Genomic DNA, 26,702 nt, shown 5'->3' with positions numbered 1-26,702 from the left:
GCGACGTCAAATAGCTCAGTGTAGGAAAATGATCAGGCGCCTCCATGAGTACTCCTACTCAGCTACTCCGGAGCGACGGCGCCTCCGTTCGTTGAGAACGGCTGCCAGGCCCGCTATGCCTGCCACCATGACGGCCGCGGCTCCCACGGAGTACGTCGCGAGGCGTTCCCTTCGCTCCTCGGGGGTCTCGCCCAGGGGCATGGGGGCGGGGTCGGGAGCGGCGACGTCGTGGGCGGCGCCCTTGTCCAGGGTGACGTGGTCGATGCGGGTTTCGTCCTCGGTGAGGGCGCGGACGGGGTCGACGACGCCCCAGCCGATGAAGCGGTCGTGGTCGTTGACGGCTCGCTCGGCGGTCTGCTCGATCTGGGCGACCACCTCGTGCTGCTTCCAGTCCGGGTGCTTGGCGCGGATCAGGGCGGCGACGCCGGCGACGTAGGGCGCGGAGAAGCTGGTGCCGTTGTCCACGCATTGGCCGCCCTTGGGGACGGTGGAGACCATTTCGACGCCGGGGGCGGCGACATCGACGAAGTCGCCGGACTGGGAGAAGGCGGCGCGCTCGTTGTTGCGGTCCGAGGCGCCGACGGCGAGGACGCCGTCGTAAGCGGCCGGGTAGGTCTTCTTGACCTTTCCGTCGAGACCGTCGTTGCCGGCGGAGGCGACCACGACGACGTCCGCTTGCAGCGCCTTCTCGACGGACTGCTGCAGATTGCTGTTTGCCTGGAGCGGCTTGACGGTGTCCTGGGAGATATTGATGATGCGGGCTCCCGCATCGACCGCCCAGTCGATGGCCGTGGCCATGGTGTCGGTGGTACCGGAGCCCTTTTCGTCGTTCTGCCGGATCGGGATGATCTCGGCTTTCGGTGCGATACCGACGAACCCCGTGCCCGAGTGTGGGCGGGCGGCGATGATGCCGGCGACCTTGGTGCCGTGGCCGACCGAGTCGTCCGTCCCGTCGCCCTTCTTCCCCTTGGACAGGCCCTTCTTGCCGGCCCTGCGGACCTCCTTGCCGCTCTTGGCGTCGACAGCGTCCTTGAGCTGAGGATTGGTGTTGTCGACACCGGTGTCGATGACGGCGACCTTGACCGGACGGCCCTTCGGGTCCAGCCCCTTGGTGTCGTGCCACAGCTGGTCGAGCATGACGCGCTGAAGGGACCAGGGGGTGCCCTTGATCTGTTTGGCGGGGTAACTGCATTCGCCGCTGCCCGCGAGGGACGGATTCGGCGCCGTGGAGGGTGATATCGGTCCGGCTGCTGGGGAGGGCGGTGCTCCGGCTGCCACGGTCAGAGCGGTGAGGGCCGTCGCCGCCGACAGGGCGAAGGGTTTAATGATGCGCCGCATGTGTTCGGGCTTCCTCATGTCCTATGAACCCTGGGGCTGCTTGGCGCTGTTGGCGTCGAGGCGTGGACCGGTGGGCAGGAATTCGGACCAGTCCGCGGGCACCGGAGTCGGGTTGACGTCCTGGTATCCGAGGCTGCGCTGGGCCTTGTTGACGTCCTGCTGGGTCTCGGTGGCCTTGTTCTTGTCGGAGCCGTCGTCGCCGATTTTCGAGGTGCCGGAACCGCTGTCGTTGTTGGACTGGACCGAGTAGCGAAGGCCGGTGTCGGTCACCAGGAAGACGGGTCCGTTCTTGATCTGGCGACCGCTCACCTGGCGGTAGAGCACTCCCGAGCCCGGGGTCACATAGGCGCTGGTGGCACCGTCCGGAATGGTGGCCGGGAAGTCCTTGCCGGCCCAAGTGGCCACCTTCGCACCGCCCTTGCCGGTCACTCCGTCCATGACGCTGCAGCTGGTGTCCCGGGCTCCGCTGCCCAGTGCGGGATCGACGGAGTTGGCCTGGTTCGGGATTTCGCTGGGCCAGTGGTATTTGCCGTAGAACTCAGTCTCCGTGTCCGGGGTGAACGACGGGGCCGCCACTCGCTTGGCCGAACTCGCCTCATTGATCGAGGCCTTGCTTCTGAGCAGGAGCTTGGCGACGAACTCCGAGACGCGTTGGACCTTGCCCTGCAGCACCACATACTTCTGGGTGCCGGCTCCGGTGGGCGCTTCGAGCACCATGCCGACCCGGTTCGCCTCACCGAGGCTCGACACCCCGGCGTCATCCCCGATCCGGCCGGGAACCTGCGGAAAGTCGATCGGTGCCCCGTCCCTGAAGGTGGCCAGCCAGTCCCTGGTGACGTGCTGCGGCTGAGCCCCGTCGTGAAAGATCGAACGCAACAGCAGATTGCTGTCCTCGGCGGACTTCGCCTTCCAGTCCGGGCCGCCGATCAAATATTTGACGCCCCGCGGGTCGACGAGATAGCGGGCACCGTCCTGGCCCTGCACATAGAGGGCCTGACCACCGTGGAGCGCCTGGGATCCCCGCATCTTCTTCAGCTTCGGGTCCCGTTCGGAAAAGAGAAAGACGGCCTTCTGGGTGGTCTTCCCATTGCCGCCCGGCTGTTCGCAGACCGCCCACGTCATGCGCTTCTTCGCCTCGTCCGCACTGGGGATGCGGTCCGGCGCGTACGGAATACCGATGGTGGGGCCGCGCGGGATGTGGCCGTCGTCGAGCTCCGACTCCTTCACCTTGATGATGCTGGACTTCTCCGGGTCGAGGAGGAGCTTGGCGGAGGCGAGGTTCAGCACGGGGTGGAGTTGCGGCTTGCCGTCGGTCTTCAGGATGACGTACCGAGTGGTGGAGTCACTGCCGACGATCACATGCGATTCCGGCGTGTCCCACCCCTTGGGGGCGACGGGCTTGAACATGCCCCAGGCGCCGAAGCCGGCGAGAATCAAGGCCCCGACGACGACTCCGGGAAGGACCGCGCGCAGCGGACGCGGCGCGCCCTCCTCCGTACCACTCGGCGTGGGCTGCAAGAACGCGGCGACCGTCCGCTTCTTCGCATAGATATAGGCGTTGAGTTCATCCCGCCGTGATGCCATTTTTAGCCGCTTCTCCCCGCTTTTCGGCCTCGGTAGTCAGGTAGCCTGCCGTCGGTCCTGGTGTCGTACCGACCCTCTACTATGCCGGTAGTGAACTGGCTCATGCCGCCCGGGGACACTCACCGGCGGGCGGTCGACGACCGGGCCGTTCGGGCCGGTTTCGGATATGAGGGGGCTGACGGGGATGGCTGCCGCAACGCGCGCACGTACCGCGAGGAGCGCGTCCGGCCGAAGAGCACCGAGCGGACCCCGTCCGCCCGCGCCCGCTGACGCTCCCCCGACAGCGGCCCCCGTCGCTTCCGCCACCCCACGCACGACGTCCCGGCCCGGCAGCATCGGCCCTCTGCGGCTGCAGCAATTCGTGCTGGTCGAGGTGGCCGCGGCGATCGTGCTGGCCGCAGGGGTCGCCAACAAGCTCTTGCTGGTGCCCGCCGGAGTCGTGGGCGTCGTCCTGGTTCTGCTGGCCGTGGTCACGCGTCATCAGCAGCCGATTCCGGAATGGCTGGGCACCGCGCTCGCGCTGCGCAGGCGCCAGCGGCAAGCGGCGAAGCCGATCGACGCGGGCGCGGACCCCGTGTTCACGCCCGTCCTGGAGTGCGAACCGGCCCTGCGCACCTATACGTTCACCGATCGTGAGCGGCGCATGGTCGGCTTGGTGGGCGACGGCACCTTCCTGACCGCCATCCTGCAGGTGGACGCGACGGACTCGCCGCTGCGTCCTCACCGTACGCAGCGTCCGCTTCCGCTTTCGCTGCTGCGTGACGCCATGGACGTCGACGGAATCGTCCTGGAGTCCGTGCAGGTGGTACAGCATGCGCTGGCGGCGCCCGCGCCCCATCTGTCGGCGCAGACGGTGCCCGTGCGCAACTACGGTCCGCTTCAGGAGCAGACGGGCGCACCCGCGGTCCGTGTGACGTGGGTGGCGTTGAAGTTCAACCCGGAGCTCTGTCCGGAGGCCGTCGCGGCCAGGGGCGGGGGCCTCGCGGGCGCGCAGCGGTGCGTGCTGCGGGCCGCGGATCAGCTGTCGAGCAGACTGCAGGGGGCCGGTTTCGGCGTGACGCTCCTGACGGAGGAAGGCGTGACAGCGGCGATCGCCACCGCCGCGAGCGTCAACCCGCGAGCGACGGCGCAGGCCCGGCAGACCAACACGCTCAGTCGGCGCACGGTGGAGAGCACACGAGCCTGGCGCTGCGACGACCGGTGGCACACCACCTACTGGGTGAGCCGGTGGCCGCAGCTGGGGCCGGGTGCCACGCCGCTGCCCCAGCTGGCCGCGCTGCTGACGTCGCTGCCCGCGCTCGCGACCACGTTCAGCCTCACCTTGCGACGGGGCGGGACGCAGGGTGGCCGGCCCGCCCCCACGGTGAGCGGGTATGTACGGATCACGGGTCATAGCGCGGACGACCTGGTCGGGATGCGGCGGGAGCTCCAGCGCACCGCCCGTGGGGTACGGGTGGGGCTCGCACGGCTGGACCGTGAGCAGGTACCCGGCGTGCTCGCCACTCTGCCCCTGGGAGGGACCCGCTGATGGCCATGTCCACGACCGTCTCAGGCGGCCCGTCTTACTCCCCGCCCTCCACACCTGGCCCCATGCCCGGTCAGACGGACGAGCCGGGAATTCCCGCCCCCGCAGGCTGCGACGGGGTTTCGGGCTGATCGGGCCGCGGCGCCAAGGGCATGAACTCCCCCCGGAGCAGTTCGACGCGCTGGCGCTGCCGATCGGCGACGACGGGGTGGTGATCGGCGTCGGCGCGCGGGATCAACCTGCCGTGCTGGGCCTGCACCGTCCCACCCCCTTCAATGTCGTCCTGGTCGGTGGGCTGTGGACAGCTCAGGTGATCGGGTTGCGAGCGGTCGCCACGGGCGCTCGGGTCACCGTGGAGACCGGCCGTCAGCAGATGTGGGCGTCATTGGCGCAGGCCGCGAACGGCGGGTACCAGAGCATGACGCTCCACGACGTGGGACGTGTGCCGCCACAAGGGCCGTCGATCGGCAGCCCCGTCCTGGTGATCCGTGACGCGGGCATGCGGCCGCCGCGCGGGCGGGTTTCCTCGGCGCCATGGCAGTCCGTGCTGACGCTTCTGCCCTATCTGAGCCCGGTCGCGCCCCGGCTCATGGAGAACGCGGACCTGGTGGGCGTCCAGCGGGTGTCCCCCGAGGAGGCCGTCCAGGTCGGGCGGATCATGGGGCTGCCGTCCATGGACGTCGAGTCACTGTCCACGCTCCCCGACGGGGTCACTCTTTGGTGTGATCGCCAGACCCGGCTCTATGTGGCGACCCATCCGACGGACGTCGAGTCGGGCCTGTTGGGCGGGGCTCGCCGCATGGACTGACGGTGTTCGATTGCCGCCGCGCACACCGTGGATGAGACTGTCAGCCAAGCACCAGGCGGGCTAGTTTCCGCGGTACCCGAAGGGATTCTCCACCGATGGCCGACGCCAAAGAGAAGGAAGAGCTGTACGCCCTCGACATCTCCGATGTCGAGTGGCTGAGCGCACCTGGCAGCACCTCCGAGGACCGGGTGGAGATCGCCTACCTGCCGAATGGGGCAGTGGCCATGCGGAATTCCACCGACCCCGAGACCGTGTTGCGCTACACGGAGGCCGAATGGCGTGCCTTCGTCCTGGGCGCGCGGGACGGCGAATTCGATCTGACCTGAGAAGCGCGGGCCGGGGGGGGTGGACACCGGCCGGTGTCCACCCCCACGGTCGTTCCGCCGCTCGGCCGCCGCTCAGGGCCCGAAGGCCAGCAGGAGTTTTTCGGGGGTGGTGTCGCTGCCGGTGACGCGGTTTGTGGCGATGTAGAAGTTGCCGTTGCGGTAGGTGTGGGTGGCGGAGTAGAAGTCGCGCTCGGTGCTTTGGGTGGCCTGGGGCAGGCGTAGCAGGGTTTTCGGCTTGCCGCCGTCCGGGGCGATGCGGACGATCTGGCCGGGCTCGCTGTACGAGGGCTTTTCGTAGGCGATGAGGGTCTTGCCGTCCATGTTCAGTGGGAGCAGGAGCCGTTCGGCCACCTTGACGGCCCATTTGCGCTTGCCGGTGTTGAGGTCGAAGGCGTGGATCTCGCTCGTCGAGCCGGTGCCCTGGTCCTGGGTCATCTCGGTCGGCAGGTAGAAGGTGTCGGCGGAGACGGCCACGCCCTCGCAGTTGCCCATGTTCGTGCCGAAGATGTCCGTGCCGCACTCCGGCTGGTAGGAGTGCTTGCCCAGTGCGAGGGTCGAGCGTTCCTTGCCGTTGTCCGAGATGGCCAGGATGCCGCCGGACTGCCGGTTCTGGTCGGTGAGGGCCACCACGGCGGGGCTGCTGGAGAAGATGTTGTTGACCTTGTAGCCCTTACGGACGCTGTAGGTCCACTTGATCGAGCCGCTGGGAGTGAGTTGCTGCAGCTTCGCGGTGCCATTGGTGCAGGAGTAGGCGCGCAGCAGGACCTTGCCGCCCGCGTAACCGTCAATGGAGCAGCCCGCACTCGGCTTTGGGGATGAGACTTCCTTGCCGTCGCCGACCTTGATGACGGCGGAGCCGCCGAACCAGGCCATGCCGACGAGGTCGCCGCTCTGTGCCATGCCCACGTTGCTGTAGCCGCTGCCCAGGGAACCGGCCTCGGGGGCGTGGTGGTCCCAGAGCTTGACGCCCTTGTTCAGGTCGATCAGGGCGAGTTGGCTGCACGAGTCCTTTCCGTGGCCTTCATAGGCGACCACGACCTTGCCCCCGGTCGTGGAGTGGGGAGCGGCGCAGACCGCCTTGGGGAGCGAGAGGGTCCACTTGCTGCCTCCCTCGTCCTTGTACGCGACGATCTTGTTCTCGACCGCCTTGACGACATAGCCCTTCATCGCCCAGAAGCCGGGCACTTCCAGGTTCTTCTTGCTGAGCTCGGGCGCGGGCGTCTGGTAGAGGACCTTCGCCTCGCCCGCCCGGCGCTGGTCGTTGGGGTCGCTTTCGCCGCTGCCGCGGCCGCCGGTGTTGTCGCCGTTGCCGGTCGGCCCGGGCGTCGGGTCCTGTGTCCGCGGTCGGTCCGGGGTGGTCGTCGTGGGGCCGGCGGTGGGCTTCTTACCGTCGTCATCGCCGCCCACCGCGGCGTACACCCCACCACCCGCCACGAGCAGTACCGCCACCGCCGCGCCGATGACGAGGGCTTTGCGCCTACGGCCCGGGCCGCCGCCGCTGGGCGGATGCGCGCCGTACGGCCGGCCGGGCGGCGGGGAGTGCGGGCCGCCGTACCCCGGCTGACTCGTGTACGGGCTCTGGGCGTACGGGTTCGCGGGGTCCGTGCCGGGGGGACCGGGCACGCCGGGCGGCGGGCTCGACGGCAGGACGCCGGTGTCCCATATCTGGGGCGGGGTGTGGCCCGTCGACGGAGCCGATGGGGGTCGCGGGGGCGCGGCGGGCGGCACGGGTGGTACCGGAGGTCTCTGCGGCGAACCGAAGCCGCCCTGGCCGGGCTCCTGAGCCACCCGAGGCCGCTGGGGCTCCTCGGGCTCCGGGGGCGGGCCAAAGCCGCCGGAGGGCGGCTGGTTGGGGGGCTGGGGCGGCTGCGACATCTGCGCCTACCTCTCACGCGAGTCCACCGACCGGTCGGCCTCCTCCCGGCGATCCGGTCGGCGGCACCGGCCGGAAAGGGGCGACGTGGTCGCAGGTCCCACTGTGCAACGGCATTGAGCGGGGATTCTTTGTACCACCGGACGCTTGGACTTCCCCCCGTGGTTGCCGGGTACGTACCGCCGTAAGGCACGGTGAGGTCTCGGACTGCTTGAGTGCGCGGACGGGCCTGCCCTCGCGGCGCTCATGGTGATTAGTCTTGGGGTACCCGGTGGAGAACCTGTTCAGGGATCCCCGGCGATACAAAAGGGGAAAGCCGAACGGTCGGACGACAGTAGCGATCGGCAACAGATCGGCCTCGCCAAGATTTTCAAGGGTGTTCGACCACACCAGGAGGCATTGTGAGCAGCGATCGGGACGAGATCCGCACGGGCGGAAACACACCCGGCGATGATCGGTCCGACGCGGAGACCGAGCACACGGGCGAGTTCACCATCGACTACACCCCGCCCGCCTGGTACACGCAGAACGCTTCGTCGTCGTCCTCGCCGGCCTCCACGGCCCCCGCGTCGACCGGCGGTTCCGGAGGAATCGGGACGGGCACCGGTGCGGGAGCGCCGAGCCCGCCGCCTCCGCCGCCCACGGGTCATCCTGTGTCCGTGCCGGGGGCGCCGGAGCCGAGTGGCTTTCCGGGTGCTTGGCCGCCGCCGACCGCGCCGCCCTCCGCCGATGTCGCGCCGGACGCCTCCGAGGTGGAGGAGGCCCCCGCGCGGCGGGAGGACGAGGCCCGGCCTGAAGCGGAGGCGGAAGGGTCGGACACGGGCAGCCGCATGCCGCCTTTGCCCGACTCTGCGCCGGAATGGGGCAGTGCGCCCGCGGCTGACGCCGTGACGGGTGGTGCCGCGTCGGACAACCCCGAGTCCGAACCCGAGCACCGAGAATCTTCCGCCGAGGCTTCCGAGGTCGAGGCAGAGTCCTCTGCGGCGGCTTCCGCTCCGGCTTCCTACACCGCTTCCGCTCCCGCCGATGACGACTTCAACCTGGCGCCCGCCGCAGGCCCTCGGGACGACGTCCCTGAGCCCGCGCCCGGGTCCGAGCCCGCGTCCGGCTCCTCCGAGCCCGCGTCCGGCTCCGATGAGAGCGACAACGGCGATGTGGTCAGCCACTCCACCGTGCGGTTTTCCACCGCCGCGCTGCGGCGCGAGGTGACCGAAAGGCGGAGTGAGGACGCCGAGGACGCCGAGGCTGGTTCCGATGCCGGTTCCGGTGCCGATCCCGGTTCCGGTTCTTCTTCCGGTTCCGGCTCCGGTTCTGGCTTTGCGTCCGGTTCCGGTGACGACTCCGGCTTCGCGGACACGGGCGACCGTGCCGACGACGGTGTGCGCAGCGAGGGCACGCTGCGCTTCTCCACCGCCGAGCTACGGCGTGAGATGGAGGAGCTGAGGCAGGCAGCCGTCGAGCCTCAGGACGCGGTCCCCGAGGACGCCGTGCCGCCGAGCGCGCCCTCCTCCGAGCAGCCCGCCGCCGGCTGGGCTCCGCCGCCGGTTCCGCAGTCGGGGCTGCCGCCCCTGCCGCCGGACTTCCAGCCCGCCGCGCCCGAGGACGCCGTACCGGCTCCGGGTCCCGCTCCGGTTCCGGAGCAGCGGACGGACGGGCCTGCCACTCCTGGCGCCGGCGTACCGCTCCCGCCCCAGGACACCTCTTGGGCGCCTCCCCCGTCCCAGACGCAGGGTCAGCCCGGTCAGCCCGGCCCCGCGGCGCCTGGGCCCGGGCCGCAGGGTGGATACGGCTATCCGCGTCCCGGCGAGGGCGCTCCCGGTGCGGTGCCCGGCCAGCCCGGTCCGGCCCCGCTGCCGGATCAGGTCCAGGGGGCACAGCCCCCGGCGGCCAACGTGCCTGGCCCCCAAGGCGGTTATCAGCAGCCCGGCCCGGGCGTGGCGGGTCCCGGTCCGCAGGGCCCCCCGGCTCCGCAGGGGCCCCACTACGGCTATCCGCACCCCGGGGGCCAGCCCGGCCCCGCCCCGGCCGGTCAGGGGCAGGGGCCGATGCCCGTCCAGGGGGGCTACGGCTTCCCGCAGCCGCCCGCCCCGGACCAGCAGGGCCAGGGCCCGTATCAGCAGCCCCCCACACCTCACTACCCCACGCCCCAGCCGGGACAGGCCGAGTATCCCGGACAGCCCGCACAGCCCGGCCAGCCGATGTACCCGGGCCAGCCCGGTCAGCCCGGTCCGTACACGCCCAACGGCCCCGTCCAGGGCCAGCCGCCGCATGACCCCCAGGGGCAGCAGTTCCCCGGGCAGCAGGGTCCGGGCGCTCAGGGCGGCTACGGCTTCCCGCGGCCCGGCGACGGCGTTCCAGGGCCGGGGCCGGGGCCACAGCAGGGGCAGCCGCACGACGGCTACGGCTATCCGCGCCCCGACGCCCATGCCGCCCCGGCGGCCCCGGCCGACCCCCGTACCGGCGGCTGGCCGACCGTCACGCCCGACCAGCGGCGCCAGGCCGGAGGCGCGGGGGCGCCGCTCGGGTACACCGCCGCGGTCGAGCTCTCCTCGGACCGGCTGATCAAGGGCAAGCAGAAGCCGAAGAAGAACACCCCCGGCCCCTCCCGCTTCAAGCTCGGCGGGAAGAAGGAGGAGGCGGAGCGGCAGCGCAAGCTGGAGCTGATCCGTACGCCGGTGCTCTCCTGCTACCGCATCGCGGTGATCAGCCTCAAGGGCGGGGTCGGCAAGACCACGACGACCACCGCGCTCGGCTCGACCCTGGCCATCGAGCGCCAGGACAAGGTCATCGCGATCGACGCCAACCCGGACGCGGGCACCCTCGGCCGACGGGTGCGGCGGGAGACCGGTGCGACCATTCGCGACCTGGTCACCGCGATCCCGTATCTCAACAGCTACATGGACATCCGGCGGTTCACCTCACAGGCGCCTTCGGGGCTGGAGATCCTCGCCAACGACGTGGACCCGGCGGTCTCGACGACGTTCAACGACGACGACTACCGCAGCGTCATCGACGTCCTGGGCAAGCAGTACCCGATCATCCTCACCGACTCGGGCACGGGTCTGCTCTACAGCGCCATGCGCGGCGTCCTCGACCTCGCCGACCAGCTCATCATCATCTCCACGCCGTCCGTGGACGGTGCGAGCAGCGCCAGCACCACCCTCGACTGGCTGTCCGCGCACGGCTACGCGGATCTGGTCTCGCGGAGCATCACCGTGATCTCCGGAGTCCGGGAGACCGGAAAGATGATCAAGGTCGAGGACATCGTGTCCCACTTCGAGACCCGTTGCCGCGGGGTGATCGTCGTGCCGTTCGACGAGCATCTGTCGGCGGGCGCCGAGGTGGATCTGGACATGATGCGGCCCAAGACCCGTGAGGCGTACTTCAACCTCTCGGCCATGGTCGCGGAGGACTTCACCCGCGCCCAGCAGGAGCAGGGGCTGTGGACGGGCGACGGCGCGGCTCAGCCGCCGCAGGTGGCCCCGCCGATGCCCGGCCAGGCGCAGCAGCCCTACCCCGGTCAGCAGCCCTATCCGGGCGCCTACGCGCCTCAGCAGGGCCAGCAGCCGCAGTACCCCGGATATCCGCAGCAAGGCGGTCAGCCGGGCGGTCAGCCGGGCTGGCAGCAGTCCTACGGGCAGGGGCAGCAGCCGCAGCCCGGCCAGCCGTGGCAGCAGATCCAGCCCGGGCAGCCGGAGCAGCCCTGGCAGCAGCAGCCACCCGGGCCGCAGCAGTAGCAGACGGAAGCGATGCGCCCCGTGGGCCCGGATCACCGGGCCCACGGGGCGCATCCACGTTCACCGCACGGCGTACCTCACGGGCGCGCCGCACACCGCCTCAGCGGCTGCCGCCGTGCCCCTCGACGAGTTCACGGGCCCGCTTCACATCGACCGCCATACGCTCCAGCAGCGCCTCGATCGAGTCGAACTTCTCCTGGCCCCGCAAATAGGCCAGGAAGTCGACCTCGACATGGAGCCCGTACAGATCCAGTCCGACCCGGTCGATCGCATACGCCTCGACCGTCCGCTCGGTCCCGTCGAACTGCGGATTGGTGCCGACCGAGATCGCCGCGGGCATCGCCTCGCCCTGCGCCGTCAGCCAGCCGGCGTAGACGCCGTCGGCCGGGATCGCGGTGTGCGGCGGGGTCTCCAGGTTGGCGGTCGGAAAGCCCAGCTCACGGCCGCGCTGCGCACCGCGCACCACCACGCCCTCGACCCGGTGCGGCCGGCCGAGGACCTCCATCGCGCCCGCGACATCGCCCTCGGCGACCAGCCGACGCACCAGCGTCGAGGAGAACGGCTCGCCGCCGCCCGCCGTGCCGCGCTCGTACAGGTCGATGACCTCGACCTCGTAGTCGTAGGTGCTGCCGAGCTCGCGCAGGAAGGCGACGTTCCCGGCGGCCTTGTGGCCGAAGCGGAAGTTGGGACCCTCCACCACGACCCGTGCGTGCAACTTGTCGACCAGCACCTTCACGACGAAGTCGGCCGGGGTGAGCCGGGAGAACTCCGTCGTGAACGGCAGGACCAGGACCGCGTCCACGCCCAGCCCGGCCATCAGCTCCGCGCGCCGCTGATGTGTGGCCAGCAGCGGCGGATGGCTGCCGGGCCGCACGACCTCGCTCGGATGCGGGTCGAAGGTGACCACGACGGCCGGTACGCCCAGCTCACGCGCCCGTGCCACGGCACGGCCGATGATCAGCTGGTGCCCTCGGTGCACCCCGTCGTAGGAACCGATGGTGACGACGCTGCGCCCCCAGTCCTCAGGGATGTCCTCCAAGCCACGCCAGCGCTGCACTTTGCCCGCTCCTCGCCCGAACCTTTGTCTGTCGACTTCGCAGGTCTAAGACTGCCATGCTCCGGTCGCCCGCCTCGCATCGGTGGTCGCCACGAGCGCCCGGACCGGCCGGAAAGCCACCGTAGGCGGCCGGTCCGGGCGCTCGCAACGCAGCACGGAGTCAGTCACGACACACCGCGGCGCCCGGCGACGACGCGGCCCGCTGGCCTCATACGCGGGCCCGTCGGCCTCATACGAAGACGGCCAGGCTCTTCGCCTTGCCCTTCGACTCCTCCACGAGGGCCAGAAAACGCCCCTCCGGCCCGAAGACCGCGACCGGCCCCGGACCCGGCGCCCCCTCCCCCGAGGGCATGTCGATCCGTACGCCGTTGCCCAGCAGCCGGGCCTGGTGGTCGTCCACGTCCCAGCGCGGGAAGGCGGCGGCCGCCGCCTCGGCGATGGGCATGATCTCCAGCGACTCCTCCAGGCTCTCCAGCGTCCTGGCCGCCTCCAGCCCGTACGGACCGACCCGGGTCCGCCGCAGGGCCGTCAGATGGCCGCCGACGCCGAGTCCGGCGCCCAGGTCGCGCGCCAGCGCCCGGATGTAGGTGCCGGAGGAGCACACCACCGTGACATCCAGGTCGAGGACGGTGGTGCCGTCCTCCGCCTTGGCCTCGCGGCGGTCGTGGAGGACGAAGGAGGAGACCGTCACCGGCCGCGCCGGGATCGCGAACTCCTCGCCCTCCCGCGCCCGTGCGTAGGAGCGCTTGCCGTCGATCTTGATGGCGCTGACCTTCGAGGGGACCTGCTGGATGTCGCCGGTCAGCTCCTCGATCCCGGCCTCGACGGCGCCCGGGTCGACCCCGACGGCGCCGTCCGAGGCGGTGATCTCGCCCTCCGCGTCATCGGTGACGGTGGCCTGGCCGAGCCGGATGGTGGCCCGGTACTCCTTCTCGGTCAGCGCCAGATGGCCCAGCAGCCGGGTCGCCTTCTCCACGCCGACCACGAGCACGCCCGTGGCCATCGGGTCCAGCGTTCCGGCGTGGCCGACCCGCCGGGTGCCGGCGAAGCGGCGCATCTTGGCGACGACGTCATGCGAGGTGAAACCGGCCGGCTTGTCGACGATCACCAGGCCGTCCGGTGCCCCGGAACCGGCCCTGCCCTTGCGCGTCATGCGTCCGGTGAACCCTTGCCGCCCGTGCCGGGGTCCTGGCCGTCCGTGCCGGGCTCCTCGTCGTCCTCGTCCTCGTCCGGCTTGCGGTACGGATCGGCGTCGCCGGCGTAGCTGGCGCCCGAGGACGCCTCGCGCACCTGGGCGTCCGCCTCCCTGGCCTTGGCGAGCAGGTCGTCGATGGTGCGGGCGTTCTCCGGCAGGGCGTCCGGGACGAACGTCAGGGTCGGGGTGAAGCGCACCCCCGTCTGGCGTCCGACCTCCGACCGCAGCACACCCTTGGCGCTCTCCAGGGCCGCGGCGGAGGCCGCCCGCTCCTCGTCGTCGCCGAAGACCGTGTAGAAGACGGTCGCCTCCCGCAGATCACCGGTGATCCGGGTGTCGGTGATGGTCACATAGCCCAGCCGCGGGTCCTTGATCCGCCGCTGCAGAGTCTCCGCGACCACGACCCGGATGCGGTCCGCCAGCTTGCGTGCCCGCGCGGTGTCGCTCATGCGTCTTCTTCTCTCTTCTTCGCGTCAGTCATCGATGGCCGGGGCGGTCTGCCACCGCCGATCCGGCCCTCATTCATCATCGCCACCGTGGAACCGCCGTCGCACCGACAACAGCTCCACCTCCGGCCGCGCCGCCACCAGCCGCTCGCAGCGGTCGAGCACGTCCGTGAGATGGCCCGCGTCCCCGGAGACCATCGCCAGGGCGATCTGGGCCCTGCGGTAGAGGTCCTGGTCCCCGACCTCCGCCACGCTCACCGCGAATTTGCGGTGCAGCTCGGCGACGATCGGGCGGACGACGGAGCGCTTCTCCTTCAACGACCGTACGTCGCCGAGAAGCAGGTCAAAGGACAACGTCCCTACATACATGCGGTCCGGGTCAAGCCACCCGTGGGGCCTTTGTGAATGCGGGCTTCTCGCACCGTACACGCAAGGGCCGGGGCCGATCGACGGAAATTTCTCCGCCGACCGGCCCCGGTGGGACAGCCGCTTGTCAGCCGCGCGGCTTCTCGCGCATCTCGTACGTCGCGATGACGTCGTCGATCTTGATGTCGTTGTAGCTGCCGAGGTTGATACCGCCCTCGAAGCCTTCCCGAATCTCGGTGACGTCGTCCTTGAAGCGCCGCAGACCCTCGATGTTGAGGTTCTCCGCGATGACCTTGCCGTCGCGGACGAGGCGGGCCTTGGTGTTCCGCTTGACCTCGCCGGAGCGGATGAGCACACCGGCGATGTTGCCCAGCTTGGACGAGCGGAAGACCTCGCGGATCTCCGCCGTACCGAGCTCGACCTCTTCGTACTCCGGCTTGAGCATGCCCTTCAGGGCCGCCTCGATCTCCTCGATCACCTGGTAGATGACCGAGTAGTACCGGACGTCCACGCCCTCGCGCTCGGCCATCTGCGTGGCACGCCCGTCGGCGCGCACGTTGAAGCCGATGACGATGGCGTCGGAGCCGGTCGCCAGGTCGATGTCGGTCTCGGTGACCGCACCCACACCGCGGTGCAGGACGCGCAGGTCGACCTCTTCGCCGACGTCGAGCTGGAGCAGCGAGGACTCGAGGGCCTCCACCGAACCGGACGCGTCGCCCTTGATGATGAGGTTGAGCTGCTGGACCTGACCGGCCTTGAGCACCTTGTCCAGGTCCTCCAGGGAGACCCGGCGGGTGCGCTTGGCGAACGCCGCGTTCCGCTCGCGGGCGGCACGCTTCTCGGCGATCTGGCGGGCGGTGCGGTCCTCGTCGACGACGAGGAAGTTGTCGCCCGCGCCGGGCACGTTGGTCAGACCGAGGACCAGGACCGGGGTCGCCGGGCCGGCTTCCTCCAGTGCGTTCCCGTTGTCGTCGAGCATGGCCCGGACACGGCCGTAGGCGTCGCCCGCGACCATCGTGTCGCCGACCCGCAGGGTGCCGCGCTGGACCAGCACGGTGGCCACGGCGCCGCGGCCGCGGTCCAGGTGCGCCTCGATCGCGATGCCCTGCGCGTCCTGCTCCGCGTTGGCGCGCAGGTCGAGCGAGGCGTCCGCGGTCAGGACGACGGCCTCGAGCAGGTCGTCGATGTGCAGCCCCTGCTTGGCGGAGATGTCGACGAACATGGTGTCGCCGCCGTACTCCTCGGCCACCAGGCCGTACTCGGTCAGCTGACCGCGCACCTTGGTCGGGTCCGCGCCCTCGACGTCGATCTTGTTGACCGCGACCACGATCGGCACATCGGCCGCCTTGGCGTGGTTCAGCGCCTCGATCGTCTGCGGCATCACACCGTCGTTGGCCGCCACCACGAGGATCGCGATGTCGGTCGACTTGGCACCACGGGCACGCATGGCGGTGAACGCCTCGTGACCCGGGGTGTCGATGAAGGTGATCCTGCGCTCTTCGTCGTTGACCTCGGTCGAGACCTGGTAGGCACCGATGTGCTGGGTGATGCCGCCGGCCTCGCCCGCGATGACGTTGGTCTTGCGGATCGCGTCCAGCAGTCGCGTCTTACCGTGGTCGACGTGACCCATGACGGTCACCACCGGCGGACGCGCGACGAGCATCTCCTCGCCGCCCTCGTTCTCGCCGAACTCGATGTCGAAGGACTCGAGAAGCTCGCGGTCCTCCTCCTCCGGGCTGACGATCTCGACGTTGTAGTTCATCTCGTCGGCGAGGAGCTGCAGCGTCTCGTCGGAGACGGACTGCGTCGCGGTGACCATCTCGCCGAGGTTGAGCATCACGGCGACCAGAGACGCCGGGTTGGCGTTGATCTTCTCCGCGAAGTCGGTGAGCGAGGCACCCCGCGACAGCCGGACCGTCTGGCCGTTGCCGCGCGGCAGCATCACACCGCCGACGGACGGGGCCTGCATGGCCTCGTACTCCTGGCGCCTCTGCCGCTTCGACTTACGGCCACGACGCGCCGGACCGCCGGGACGGCCGAACGCACCCTGCGTGCCACCACGGCCACCGGGACCACCCGGACGACCACCGAAGCCGGGACGGCCACCGCCGCCACCGAAGCCGCCGCCACCGCCGGGACCGCCCGGACGACCGGCGAAACCGCCGCCACCGGGACGACCGCCGCCGCCACCGCCGGGACGACCGGCGAAGCCGCCGCCGCCACCGGGACGACCGCCACCGGCACCGCCGGGACGACCGCCGCCGCCGGGACCACGACCGCCACCGCCACCGGGGCCCGGACGCGGGCCGGCAGCCGGACGCTGCGGCATCATGCCCGGGTTCGGGCGAGCGCCGCCGGGACCCGGACGCGGGCCGCCACCCTGGGCGCCCTGCGGACGGGGCATCTGGCCCGGAGTGGGACGGGGACCGCCGGGACCGCCCTGGCCACGGCCGGGACCGCCCTGGCCGCCGCCCTGCGGACGCGGGCCGCCGCCGGGCTGGCCGCCGGGGCGCGGGGCGCCGCCGGGACGGGGCGCCTGCGGGCGCGCCATTCCGGTGGAGCCACCGGAGGTGAAGGGGTTGTTACCGGGACGGGGACCGGCCGGACGGGGACCGCCCGGACGCGGACGCTCCTGACCCGGACGCGGGCCGCCACGGCCACCCTGACCGCCCTGGCCCTGGCCACCCTGACCCTGACCGCCCTGGCCCTGGCCCGGGGCACCCGGACGGGCGCCGGGGCGCGGACCGGGCGTGGCACCCGGCTTGGCGGGCGCGCCCGGCTTGGCCGCGGCCGGCTTGGGGCTCGGGGCCGCCGGCGGCGCGGTGAACTCGGGCTGCGCCGGAGCCGCCGGCGCGGGGCCCGGCTTGGGGCCGGGGGCCGCCGGACGGGCAGCGGGCGCGGGACGCGGGCCCGGCGTGGGCGCCGCACCCGGAGTGGGCGCAGCACCGGGGGTGCCGCGCTGGCCCTCGGCAGCCGGCTTGGGGCCGGGCGCCGTCGGGGGCTTGGGGGCGGCCGGACGGGCCGCGGCCGCCGGACCGGGGGTCGGCGGCTTGGGCGTCGCCTTGCGCGGCGCCGAAGGCTTACCGGCGGCACGGCCGGAGCCGTTGCCACCCTGGAATGCGTCAGTCAACTTGCGCACAACCGGCGCCTCGATCGTCGAGGACGCCGAACGTACAAATTCACCGAGTTCTTGGAGCTTGGCCATGACGACCTTGCTCTCAACTCCGAACTCCTTGGCGAGTTCGTATACCCGGACCTTAGCCACTTCGCTCCTTTTAGGTCCGGGTTGTCGCCGGACCGTCGCTACTTCATGGGCGTACTCATCGCGTACTCATCGAGTGCTCATCGCAATCTCGACCTACTTCCGACTCGCGAGGTACCTGACCGCACGGTGTCCCGTGCCGTTCTCTTCCAACTACTTACTCAGGGTGTCGCCTGCTCACCCTTCTCGACAAACCGGCGCAGCGCCGTGGTGTCGAGCGCCCCCGGCCCCCTGAAGGCCCGGGAAAAGGCCCGGCGGCGAACCGCCAGGTCAAGGCAGACCCGTGTGGGGTGAACATAAGCACCCCGACCGGGGAGCGTACCGCGCCGGTCGGGGACACAAACACCCTCGACCAGCACGATGCGCAGCAGATCGTTCTTGGCCGCCCGATCCCGGCATCCCACACAGGTTCGCTCAGGGCAGGCACCAGCGCGCGTGCGGCCAGACACTGCTTAAGTCTACCTCCCCATACCGACCTCACCCCTTGGGGGGAGTGATCGAATCGTCACTCGATTCAGGCCGGATCCCGCGGGATCCGGCCTGAATCAGCCTTGATCACCCGACTGCTCGGTGTCCGGCCGGATGTCGATCCGCCAGCCGGTCAGCCGGGCCGCCAGCCGGGCGTTCTGCCCCTCCTTGCCGATGGCGAGGGACAGCTGGTAGTCGGGCACGGTGACCCTGGCCGAGCGGGCCGCCAGATCGACCACCTCGACCTTGCTCACCCGCGCGGGTGACAGCGCGTTCGCCACCAGGTCAGCGGGGTCGTCCGACCAGTCGACGATGTCGATCTTCTCGCCGTGCAGCTCGGCCATCACGCTGCGCACCCGGCCGCCCATCGGGCCGATGCACGCGCCCTTGGCGTTCAGCCCCGAACGAGTGGACCGGACCGCGATCTTGGTGCGATGGCCCGCCTCACGGGCGATCGCCGCGATCTCCACCGAACCGTCCGCGATCTCCGGCACCTCGAGCGCGAAGAGTTTCTTGACCAGATTGGGATGCGTACGCGAAAGAGTCACCGACGGACCGCGCACGCCCTTGACGACTCGTACGACGTACGTACGCAGCCGGGTGCCGTGCGCGTAGTCCTCGCCCGGGACCTGCTCCTGCACCGGCAGGATCGCCTCGAGACGGCCGATGTCCACCAGCACGTTCTTGGGGTCCTTGCCCTGCTGGACGACACCGGCGACGACATCGCCCTCCCGTCCCGCGTACTCGCCGAAGGTGATCTCCTCCTCGGCGTCCCGCAGCCGCTGCAGGATGACCTGCTTCGCGGTCGTCGCGGCGATCCGGCCGAAGCCGGAGGGGGTGTCGTCGAACTCGCGGGGCTCCTGGCCCTCCGTCAGGTCCTCGGCGTCCTCGCGGGCCCATACGGTCACATGGCCGGTGTCGCGGTTCAGCTCCACCCGGGCGCGGCGACGGCTTCCGTCGGTGCGGTGGTAGGCGATGAGGAGCGCCGATTCGATCGCCTCGACCAGCAGGTCGAAGGAGATCTCCTTCTCTCGCACCAGACCCCGCAGGGCACTCATGTCGATGTCCACGGCTACGCCTCCTCTTTGCTCTCGTCGTCCTCGCCCGCGGCCTTGTCCTCGGGCTTGCGGTTGAACTCGATCTCCACCCGGGCCTTGGAGATCTCCTCGAAGGCAAGCCGTCTGGCGGTGGGCTTGCGCCCCTTCACACCGGGGACCTCCAGATCGAGCCCCTCGTCGTCCACCGCGACGATCCGGGCGACCAACTCGCCGTCGTCGGTGAGCCGCGCTCGCATGAGGCGGCCGGTGGCGCGGCGGTAGTGGCGCGGCTCGGTCAGGGGGCGCTCGGCGCCGGGAGAGGTGACCTCGAGGACATACGGAACCTGGCCCATCGCGTCCGTGTCGTCGAGCGTCTGGGAGATGTCCCGGCTCAGCTCCGCACACGTGTCCAGCTGGACGCCGTCGTCGGAATCCACGACCACTCTCAGCACACGCCGCCGCCCAGCCGGTGTCACCTCGACCTCTTCCAGATCCAGGTCTCGCGCGCTGACGAGCGGTTCCAGCAGTCCGCGCAGCCTCTCGCTCTGGGTCGTGCTCATCCGGGTGACTCCTCGGCCGCGTGTGCTGTTGTGGGAAGGTCGCGTGTCAGGTCAAAGCCTATCTGTTCCGGCGGCGGGCTGACGATTCGGTGGCCGCTGCCGGGCAGACGGGCTCGGCGCGGGTACGCTCGCCTGCTGTGATCACTACCGGCGGCCGGGAGCGGCCGCAGCCCGGAAAGAGGAACGTGTCGATCACGACTCCCCCACCTCCTCCCACACCCGCCACCGACGCGAAGTCCCCGGCATCCCCGGCGTCCGCCGAGTCCTCGGCGCGCGACGCCGCCGTGCCCCGGCGGCGGAGTCTGCTGCTGGGCGGCGGAGCGCTGGGGGCGGTCGCGCTGCTGAGCGGCTGTTCCGACGATGCCGAGCCCCGGCGCGAGGCGGGCGGCGAGGCGGCCGTCGCCCTGCTGCGGGCTCGGGGCGCGCGGGACTCCACCGCACTCCTCGCGCGCTACGACGCGACCGTGGACGCCCATCCCGACCTCGCCGAGCGGCTGGCGCCGCTGCGGGAGGAGACGGCCCGGCACGCCGCGGTCTTCACCACCAAGGACCGGTCCGCCTCCCCCTCCGCGACCGCGTCGCGCTCGCCCTCCGCGGGCGGGCAGCGGGTGCCGAAGGTGCCCCAGGACGAGAAACAGGCCCTCTCCGCCCTCGCCCAGGCCGAGCGCCAGACCGCCGACACCCGCACCGCCGCGCTCGCCACCGCGCCGCCCGAGCTGGCCCGGCTGCTGGCCTCCGTCGCGGCCTGCGGCGCCGCCCACGTGTATCTCCTCACGCAGCGCGACACGGATTCGTGATCACGCTCGGGACCACCGGGAAGGGGTACTGACATGGCCTCTCGAGCAGGCCGATCGGCCGTCGGCGAGCGCGCCGCGGCGCTCAGGGCCGCACAGGCGGCACTCGCCGCCGAGCACGCCGCGGTGTACGGATACGGCGTCGTCGGCGGGCGGATCGGCGACGACCGGCTCGCGGAGGCGCGCGAAGGCTACGCCGCGCACCGCGCGCGCCGGGACGCCCTCGCCCGCACCGTGCGCGACCTCGGCGGCAGCCCCGAGGCCGCGGCGCCCGCCTACGCCCTGCCCTTCGCGGTGCCGGACGCGCCCGCCGCGGTGCGGCTCGCGGCCGAGCTGGAGAACCGGGTCGCCGCCGTCTACGCCGATCTCGTCCGGGCCTCGACCGGGTCCCTGCGCCGCCAGGCGGCGGGCGCGCTGCGCGAGGCGGCGGTCCGGGCGGTGCGCTGGCGGGGCGGCGGCGTAGCCTTCCCTGGACTCACCGAACGCGCCGCACCGGCCACTCCGTCGGCGTCGCCCAGCGGCGGGGCGGACGGGGTGTGAACGGGCACCCGGGCCGGATGAGGCCGACGAGTCCGGTGAGCTCTGCGAGACCCATGCGGACTGTGACGTCATTGATGGTGGAGGGGACAGCTCAGGAATGGCATCGGCACCACGGCCCGGCGGCCGCGATACGGCCCGCGTCCAGGTGCCGAAGCGGCTCCTGGACGCGCTGAGCGACAGCCCGGCGAGCGCCGTGCGGAGCTGGCTCGACGCCCTGCCCGAGACGGCCGAGCGGCAGCTCGCGGCGTGGGAGCTGACCCTGGAGCGGGTGTCGGCGCCCGGAGGGCGCCGCGGACTGGTCGCGCTCGTACGGCAGGCGGACGGCACCCCGGCGGCGCTGAAGTTCCCGGTCCCCGGCCCGGACGCCGGCCATGAGCGGGCCGCCCTCGCGCACTGGGACGGCTGGGGCGCGGCCCGGCTGCTGCGCGCCGACCCGGACACCGGTGCGCTGCTGATCGAGCGGCTGCGCAGCACGGTCTCGCTGCGTTCGCTGCCCGAGGCGAAGGCGGTGCTGGAGGCGGCGGGCACGGTAAGGCGGCTGTGGGTGGTGCCGCCCGAGGGACATCCGTTCGCGTCGGTCACCGGGCGTACGGAGGAGGAGCGCGAGACCCTGCGGACGCTCGGCGCCGGGGGCTGGGCGGTGGACGCCCGCCCGCTGACCGACGAGGCGCTGGAGCTGCGGGAGGCGCTGCCCGCCGAGCCGCCCGAGGAGGTGCTGCTGCACGGCGACTTCCGGCAGGGGAAGGTGCTGGCCGGGGAGCGCGCGCCGTGGCTCGCGGTGGGCCCGGCGCCGGTCGTGGGCGAGCGCGCGTACGACCTGGCGCGGCTGGTGCTCGACCGCTGCGAGGACCTGGCCGCCGGCCCCGGCCCCGCCGCGGCCGCGCGCCGCCGGGTCGGCAAGCTGGCGGACGCCCTGGAGGTCGACCGCGACCGGCTGCGGGGCTGGTCCTTCTACCGCGCCGTCGAGACGGGCCTGCGCCACGCCGCCGCGGGCGACCGGCGCCGCGCGGAGCTGCTGCTGGAGTTCGCGGGCTGGCTGTAGCCCCCTCCCGCTCACCTCACGTCGCCGCCGCTGAGGGCGGCTTCCCGTGACGGGGAGCCGAACCACCCACCGCGTGCAGTCCCCGGCTCCCGCGCGCGGAAGCGCGGGAGCCGGGGACTGCGGTTCGTCCGGTGCGGGCCCGGCCGTCAGGCGGTGATGGCGGTGAGGCGGGAGATCGCCTCGTCGATCGGAAGCTCCTCGCGCTCACCCGTACGGCGGTCCTTCAGCTCCACGACCCCGTCCTTGGCGCCGCGACCCACGACCAGGATGGTCGGGACGCCGATCAGCTCGGCGTCGGTGAACTTCACGCCCGGGGAGACCCCGGCGCGGTCGTCGACCATGACGCGCACGCCCGCCGTGCCCAGCTTCTCGGCGATGTCGAGCGCCATCTCGGTCTGGAGGGCCTTGCCCGCCGCCACGATGTGGACGTCGGCCGGGGCCACCTCGCGGGGCCAGCACAGGCCCGACTCGTCGAGGGTCTGCTCGGCGAGCGCGGCGACGGCGCGGGAGACGCCGACGCCGTACGAGCCCATCGTGACCCGCGTCGGCTTGCCGTTCTGGCCCAGCACATCGAGCTGGAAGGCGTCGGCGTACTTGCGGCCGAGCTGGAAGATGTGGCCGATCTCGATCGCCCGGTCCAGCTCGATGCCCGTACCGCAGCGGGGGCAGGGGTCGCCCGGCTCTACCACGACGACGTCGAGGTAGTCGTCGACCTCGAAGTCACGGCCGCAGACCACGTTGCGCGCGTGGGTGTCGGGCTTGTTGGCGCCGGTCACCCAGGCGGTGCCGGGGGCGATGCGCGGGTCGGCGATGTAGCGCAGGGACTTGCCCGCCAGGCCCTGCGGGCCGACGTAGCCGCGCACCAGCTCGGGGCGGCCCTCGAAGTCCTCGGCCGTGACGAGCTCGACGACGGCCGGGGCGAGGTGCTCGCCCAGCTTGCCCAGGTCCACCTCGCGGTCGCCGGGTACGCCCACCGCGGTGATCTCGCCGTCGACCTTGACCAGGAGGTTCTTCAGGGTGGCGGAGGCCGGGACGCCGAGGTACTCGGCGAGGGACTCGATGGTCGGGGTGTCGGGGGTGTCCAGCTCCTCCAGGGGCCCGTGCTCGGCGCCCTCGACCGGCGAGACGGCCACCGTGACCGCCTCGGTGTTCGCGGCGTAGTCGCAGTTCGGGCAGTCGACGAAGGTGTCCTCGCCGGCCGCCGCCGGGGCCAGGAACTCCTCGGAGGCCGAGCCGCCCATCGCGCCGGAGACCGCGGAGACGATGCGGTAGTCCAGGCCGAGGCGCTGGAAGATCCGCTGGTACGCCTCGCGGTGCAGCCGGTAGGACTCGGCGAGGCCCTCGTCGGTGGTGTCGAAGGAGTACGAGTCCTTCATCAGGAACTCACGCCCGCGCAGCACGCCCGAGCGGGGGCGGGCCTCGTCCCGGTACTTGGTCTGGATCTGGTAGAGCATGACCGGCAGGTCCTTGTAGGACGTGCACTGGTCCTTGACCGTCAGGGTGAAGATCTCCTCGTGGGTCGGACCGAGGAGGTAGTCGGCGCCCTTACGGTCCTTGATCCGGAAGAGCAGATCGCCGTACTCGTCCCAGCGGCCGCTCACCTCGTACGGCTCACGGGGCAGCAGCGCGGGCAGGAGGACCTCCTGGGCGCCGATGGCGTCCATCTCCTCGCGGACGATCCGCGAGACGTTCTCCAGGACCTTCTTGCCGATCGGCAGCCAGGTCCAGATGCCCGCGGCGGCGCGGCGGACATAGCCGGCGCGGACGAGCAGCTTATGGCTGGCGGTCTCGGCGTCCGCCGGGTCTTCGCGCAGCGTCTTCAGCATTGTCGTGGACAAGCGCTGGACGTTGACGGCGTGGGCCATGGGGTCTCTCCTGCGTGCGATGGGATGTTCAGGAGGTTAGCCGCACGGGTCGGTTTCCCGGAAATGCGTTAGGCGGGGACGGTGCCTAGCGGCGGCGCAGCGGCAGCGGGGCTCCCATCACGGCGTACGGGCTCGGGGCGCTCGGGAAGAGCACGGGGCGGGCGAGGTCGCGGTAGCCCAGTGAGTGGTAGAGCGCGCGGGCCGGGCTCTCGGTGTCGATGGCGGAGAGGATCGAGCGCGGCTGGTCGGCGCCGTCCGTGATGGTCGTGATCAGCCGTCGGCCGATGCCGCGGTTCTGGAAGTCGGGGTGGACGTGCAGCTCGGTGATGACGAACGAGTCGTCCAGCCAGCCGTCCTGCCCGGCCGCGCGCAGATACGGCTGGACGACCGTGGACCACCAGTGGGTGCGGTTGTTGGGCATGCCGTAGACGAAGCCGACGAGCCGCCCGGAAGGGGTGGTCGCGCCGAGCGCGCGGGCGCCGGGGCTCTTGAGATGGCGGAGCACGATATGGCGTCGTACGCCGATCTCCTCGCCCGTCAGCCCGAAGGCGACGGCCTGAACGGCGAGCGCTTCGTCCACGCGTGCGGCGAGGTCGAGCGACCCGACGACGACGTCTTCGGGTTCCGGGGTCCGCCCCCCGGCAAGATGCAGCATGGGCGGCACCCTACTTGGCCGTCGATCAGAACAGCACACTCATGAACGCGCCGACTTCCCGGAAGCCGACCCGGCGGTACGCGGCGCGGGCCGCGGTGTTGAAGTCGTTGACGTACAGGCTCACCACGGGGGCGACCTCGCCCAGCGCATAGCGCAGCACGGCCGCCATCCCGGTCTCGGAGAGGCCGCGGCCGCGGTACTCGGGGGCGACCCATACGCCCTGGATCTGGCAGGCGTGCGGGGTGGCCGCGCCGATCTCGGCCTTGAAGACCACCCGGCCGTTCTCGATCCGGGCGAAGGAGCGCCCGGCGGTGACGAGCTCGGCGACCCGCGCCTGGTAGAGCAGCCCGCCGTCGCCCGCGAGCGGCGAGACGCCGACCTCCTCGGTGAACATCGCCACACACGCCGGCATGATCACGTCCATCTCGTCCTTACGGACGCGGCGCACCAGCGGGTCGGGCGGGACGTCGGCGGGCATCGCGTTGGTGACCATCAGCGGCTGCCGGGCGCGGACCTCACGGGCCGGGCCCCAGCTGGGCTCGAGCAGGGACCACAGCCCGGCGGTGGTCTCGGCGGGGCCGACGATCGAGGAGCAGCGGCGGCCGGCCCGGCGGGCGCGCTCGGCGAAGCCTCGCACGGCCTCGGGGGTGGCGCAGATGGGCACCAGGTTGGCTCCGGCGTAGCAGAGCGACTCCAGCCGTCCGCCGGAGTACCAGCCCCACATCTCGCCGCCGAGCCGCCACGGATCCAGCCCGGCGACCTGGACGCGGGCCGCCACAAAGGCGTTCGAGACGGGGTCGCGGTTGAGCACCGCGAGGGCCGCGTCGAGCTCATGGGGCTCGAGGACCCTGGTGGTGGACGTGGTCAGCACGTGTCGGTCTGCCTCACGTGGTGCGGGCCTGCGGGCCGGGGACGTCAATTCTCCAGACTCTATCGCGCAGGTCCAGAAGGGGGTTTTTCGAGGGCTGGTTCGCCTCCGGGGCGGATCGCTCTCCTCCGGCCACCGCTGGGCGGTTGCCCCGGCCGGGAAGCATCCCGCGCCCGGAGGCGAACCGAGCCTCGGAAAAATCAGCTAATGGAGACCTGAGGCTCGCCGGAGGCGATGCCGTCCTTCTCCATCTGCTCGGCGATCTTCATGGCCTCGTCGATCAAGGTCTCCACGATCTTCGACTCCGGCACGGTCTTGATGACCTCGCCCTTCACGAAGATCTGCCCCTTGCCATTGCCCGAAGCGACACCCAGATCCGCCTCGCGCGCCTCACCGGGGCCGTTCACCACACACCCCATCACCGCGACCCGCAGCGGAACCTCCATGCCCTCCAGCCCGGCCGTCACCTCGTCCGCCAACTTGTACACATCCACCTGCGCCCGCCCACACGACGGACACGAAACGATCTCCAGCCGCCGCTGCCGCAGATTCAGCGACTCCAGAATCTGGATCCCGACCTTGACCTCCTCCGCCGGAGGCGCCGACAGCGAGACCCGGATCGTGTCCCCGATCCCCTCACTCAGCAGCGCACCGAACGCCACCGCCGACTTGATCGTCCCCTGGAACGCCGGACCCGCCTCCGTCACCCCAAGATGCAGCGGATAGTCACACTGCGCCGCGAGCTGACGGTAGGCATTGACCATCACCACCGGATCGTTGTGCTTCACCGAGATCTTGATATCCCGAAAACCGTGCTCCTCGAACAGCGAGCACTCCCACAACGCCGACTCCACCAACGCCTCCGGCGTGGCCTTGCCGTACTTCTCCAGCAGCCGCTTGTCCAGCGACCCCGCGTTCACCCCGATACGGATCGGCACACCCGCACCCGACGCCGCCCTCGCGATCTCCTTCACCTTGTCGTCGAACTGCCGGATGTTCCCCGGATTCACCCGCACCGCCGCACACCCGGCATCGATCGCCGCGAACACATACTTCGGCTGGAAATGAATATCCGCGATCACCGGAATCTGCGACTTCTTCGCGATCACCGGCAACGCGTCCGCGTCATCCTGCGACGGACACGCCACCCGCACGATCTGACAGCCCGACGCCGTCAGCTCCGCGATCTGCTGCAGCGTCGCCCCGATATCCGCCGTCACCGTCGTCGTCATCGACTGCACCGAGATCGGCGCGTCGCCACCCACGGCCACCGGACCGACCTGGATCTTCCGGCTGACCCTGCGCTCGGCGAGCTTGGCCGGTACGGACGGCATTCCTAGCGAAATCGCAGTCATC

Annotated in this window: 22 protein-coding genes; 7 read left to right on the top strand and 15 right to left on the bottom strand. The window is 71.2% G+C overall.

Features of this window, described 5'->3' with window-relative positions; translation table 11 throughout:
- Positions 1-54: 54 nt before the first annotated feature.
- Together mycP and eccB are read right to left on the bottom strand one after the other, a co-directional pair.
- Positions 55-1,338, bottom strand: a complete 1,284-nt coding sequence (mycP, locus tag BLV72_RS25370) for a type VII secretion-associated serine protease mycosin (protein ID WP_093465060.1) — start codon at positions 1,336-1,338, stop codon at positions 55-57.
- Positions 1,339-1,359: 21 nt separating this feature from the next.
- Complete coding sequence (gene eccB, locus BLV72_RS25365) at positions 1,360-2,922, bottom strand: type VII secretion protein EccB (RefSeq protein ID WP_093465058.1); 1,563 nt, start codon at positions 2,920-2,922, stop codon at positions 1,360-1,362.
- 184 nt (positions 2,923-3,106) lie between these two features.
- On the opposite strand from eccB, the gene eccE reads away from it, so the two are divergent.
- The 3 genes from eccE (at position 3,107) to BLV72_RS25350 (ending at position 5,581) form a co-directional block, all read left to right on the top strand.
- On the top strand, positions 3,107-4,450 hold the full coding sequence (eccE, locus tag BLV72_RS25360) for a type VII secretion protein EccE (protein WP_244320952.1): 1,344 nt from the start codon (positions 3,107-3,109) through the stop codon (positions 4,448-4,450).
- Between the two features lie 241 nt (positions 4,451-4,691).
- Entirely contained in the window at positions 4,692-5,255 is a 564-nt protein-coding gene (locus BLV72_RS25355) for a hypothetical protein (RefSeq protein ID WP_425288394.1), read from the top strand.
- Positions 5,256-5,350: 95 nt separating this feature from the next.
- The gene (locus tag BLV72_RS25350) at positions 5,351-5,581 is read left to right on the top strand and encodes a DUF397 domain-containing protein (protein ID WP_093465055.1); all 231 of its coding nucleotides are present in this window, start codon (positions 5,351-5,353) and stop codon (positions 5,579-5,581) included.
- A gap of 72 nt (positions 5,582-5,653) precedes the next feature.
- Here the strand turns inward: BLV72_RS25350 and BLV72_RS25345 are convergent, their stop codons facing one another.
- The gene (locus tag BLV72_RS25345; RefSeq protein ID WP_244320951.1) at positions 5,654-7,204 is read right to left on the bottom strand and encodes an outer membrane protein assembly factor BamB family protein; all 1,551 of its coding nucleotides are present in this window, start codon (positions 7,202-7,204) and stop codon (positions 5,654-5,656) included.
- Positions 7,205-7,855: 651 nt separating this feature from the next.
- Between BLV72_RS25345 and BLV72_RS25340 the strand changes: the two genes are divergently transcribed.
- A complete protein-coding gene (locus BLV72_RS25340; protein ID WP_093465052.1) occupies positions 7,856-11,191 on the top strand; it encodes an SCO5717 family growth-regulating ATPase in 3,336 nt (1,111 codons plus the stop codon).
- Between the two features lie 100 nt (positions 11,192-11,291).
- Here BLV72_RS25340 and BLV72_RS25335 read toward each other — a convergent pair whose 3' ends face one another.
- The 8 genes from BLV72_RS25335 to rimP form a co-directional block, all read right to left on the bottom strand.
- Positions 11,292-12,248, bottom strand: coding sequence for a bifunctional riboflavin kinase/FAD synthetase (locus tag BLV72_RS25335; protein ID WP_093465051.1), 957 nt, complete (start codon positions 12,246-12,248; stop codon positions 11,292-11,294).
- A 229-nt stretch (positions 12,249-12,477) separates the two neighbouring features.
- A complete protein-coding gene (gene truB / locus BLV72_RS25330; RefSeq protein ID WP_093465049.1) occupies positions 12,478-13,401 on the bottom strand; it encodes a tRNA pseudouridine(55) synthase TruB in 924 nt (307 codons plus the stop codon).
- Entirely contained in the window at positions 13,398-13,892 is a 495-nt protein-coding gene (rbfA, locus tag BLV72_RS25325; protein WP_093465048.1) for a 30S ribosome-binding factor RbfA, read from the bottom strand. The genes truB and rbfA overlap by 4 nt, the downstream gene beginning before the upstream one ends.
- A gap of 69 nt (positions 13,893-13,961) precedes the next feature.
- Positions 13,962-14,258, bottom strand: a complete 297-nt coding sequence (locus tag BLV72_RS25320) for a DUF503 domain-containing protein (protein WP_014055274.1) — start codon at positions 14,256-14,258, stop codon at positions 13,962-13,964.
- A gap of 124 nt (positions 14,259-14,382) precedes the next feature.
- Positions 14,383-17,520: a translation initiation factor IF-2 gene (infB, locus tag BLV72_RS25315; protein WP_093465046.1), complete on the bottom strand. Its 3,138-nt coding sequence runs from the start codon at positions 17,518-17,520 to the stop codon at positions 14,383-14,385.
- A 158-nt stretch (positions 17,521-17,678) separates the two neighbouring features.
- Positions 17,679-17,966, bottom strand: a complete 288-nt coding sequence (locus BLV72_RS25310; protein WP_078644074.1) for a YlxR family protein — start codon at positions 17,964-17,966, stop codon at positions 17,679-17,681.
- A 96-nt stretch (positions 17,967-18,062) separates the two neighbouring features.
- Positions 18,063-19,055: a transcription termination factor NusA gene (nusA, locus tag BLV72_RS25305; RefSeq protein WP_093465045.1), complete on the bottom strand. Its 993-nt coding sequence runs from the start codon at positions 19,053-19,055 to the stop codon at positions 18,063-18,065.
- A gap of 2 nt (positions 19,056-19,057) precedes the next feature.
- Entirely contained in the window at positions 19,058-19,582 is a 525-nt protein-coding gene (gene rimP / locus BLV72_RS25300; protein ID WP_059147056.1) for a ribosome maturation factor RimP, read from the bottom strand.
- Between the two features lie 137 nt (positions 19,583-19,719).
- Here rimP and BLV72_RS25295 point away from each other — a divergent pair, with 137 nt between their 5' ends.
- The 3 genes from BLV72_RS25295 to BLV72_RS25285 all read left to right on the top strand — a co-directional run bounded on the left by BLV72_RS25295 (position 19,720) and on the right by BLV72_RS25285 (position 21,958).
- Positions 19,720-20,379 (top strand): hypothetical protein, encoded by a 660-nt coding sequence (locus BLV72_RS25295; RefSeq protein ID WP_342030672.1) that lies wholly within the window; start codon positions 19,720-19,722, stop codon positions 20,377-20,379.
- Between the two features lie 33 nt (positions 20,380-20,412).
- On the top strand, positions 20,413-20,916 hold the full coding sequence (locus BLV72_RS25290; protein ID WP_093465043.1) for a ferritin-like domain-containing protein: 504 nt from the start codon (positions 20,413-20,415) through the stop codon (positions 20,914-20,916).
- Positions 20,917-21,013: 97 nt separating this feature from the next.
- Positions 21,014-21,958, top strand: a complete 945-nt coding sequence (locus BLV72_RS25285; protein ID WP_093465042.1) for an aminoglycoside phosphotransferase family protein — start codon at positions 21,014-21,016, stop codon at positions 21,956-21,958.
- Between the two features lie 146 nt (positions 21,959-22,104).
- On the opposite strand, the gene BLV72_RS25280 is transcribed toward BLV72_RS25285, so the two are convergent.
- The 4 genes from BLV72_RS25280 to ispG form a co-directional block, all read right to left on the bottom strand.
- A complete protein-coding gene (locus BLV72_RS25280) occupies positions 22,105-23,823 on the bottom strand; it encodes a proline--tRNA ligase (protein ID WP_093465040.1) in 1,719 nt (572 codons plus the stop codon).
- 85 nt (positions 23,824-23,908) lie between these two features.
- The gene (locus tag BLV72_RS25275) at positions 23,909-24,478 is read right to left on the bottom strand and encodes a GNAT family N-acetyltransferase (protein ID WP_093465038.1); all 570 of its coding nucleotides are present in this window, start codon (positions 24,476-24,478) and stop codon (positions 23,909-23,911) included.
- Positions 24,479-24,503: 25 nt separating this feature from the next.
- Positions 24,504-25,349: a GNAT family N-acetyltransferase gene (locus tag BLV72_RS25270; RefSeq protein ID WP_093465037.1), complete on the bottom strand. Its 846-nt coding sequence runs from the start codon at positions 25,347-25,349 to the stop codon at positions 24,504-24,506.
- A 197-nt stretch (positions 25,350-25,546) separates the two neighbouring features.
- Positions 25,547-26,701: a flavodoxin-dependent (E)-4-hydroxy-3-methylbut-2-enyl-diphosphate synthase gene (gene ispG, locus BLV72_RS25265; RefSeq protein WP_093465035.1), complete on the bottom strand. Its 1,155-nt coding sequence runs from the start codon at positions 26,699-26,701 to the stop codon at positions 25,547-25,549.
- Position 26,702 lies beyond the last annotated feature (1 nt).

Origin of the sequence: Streptomyces melanosporofaciens, from assembly GCF_900105695.1 — a bacterium.
GTDB lineage: Bacteria > Actinomycetota > Actinomycetes > Streptomycetales > Streptomycetaceae > Streptomyces > Streptomyces antimycoticus.
Note: the sequence above shows the minus strand (reverse complement) of the source record. Positions and strands in the feature narration are given on the sequence as shown.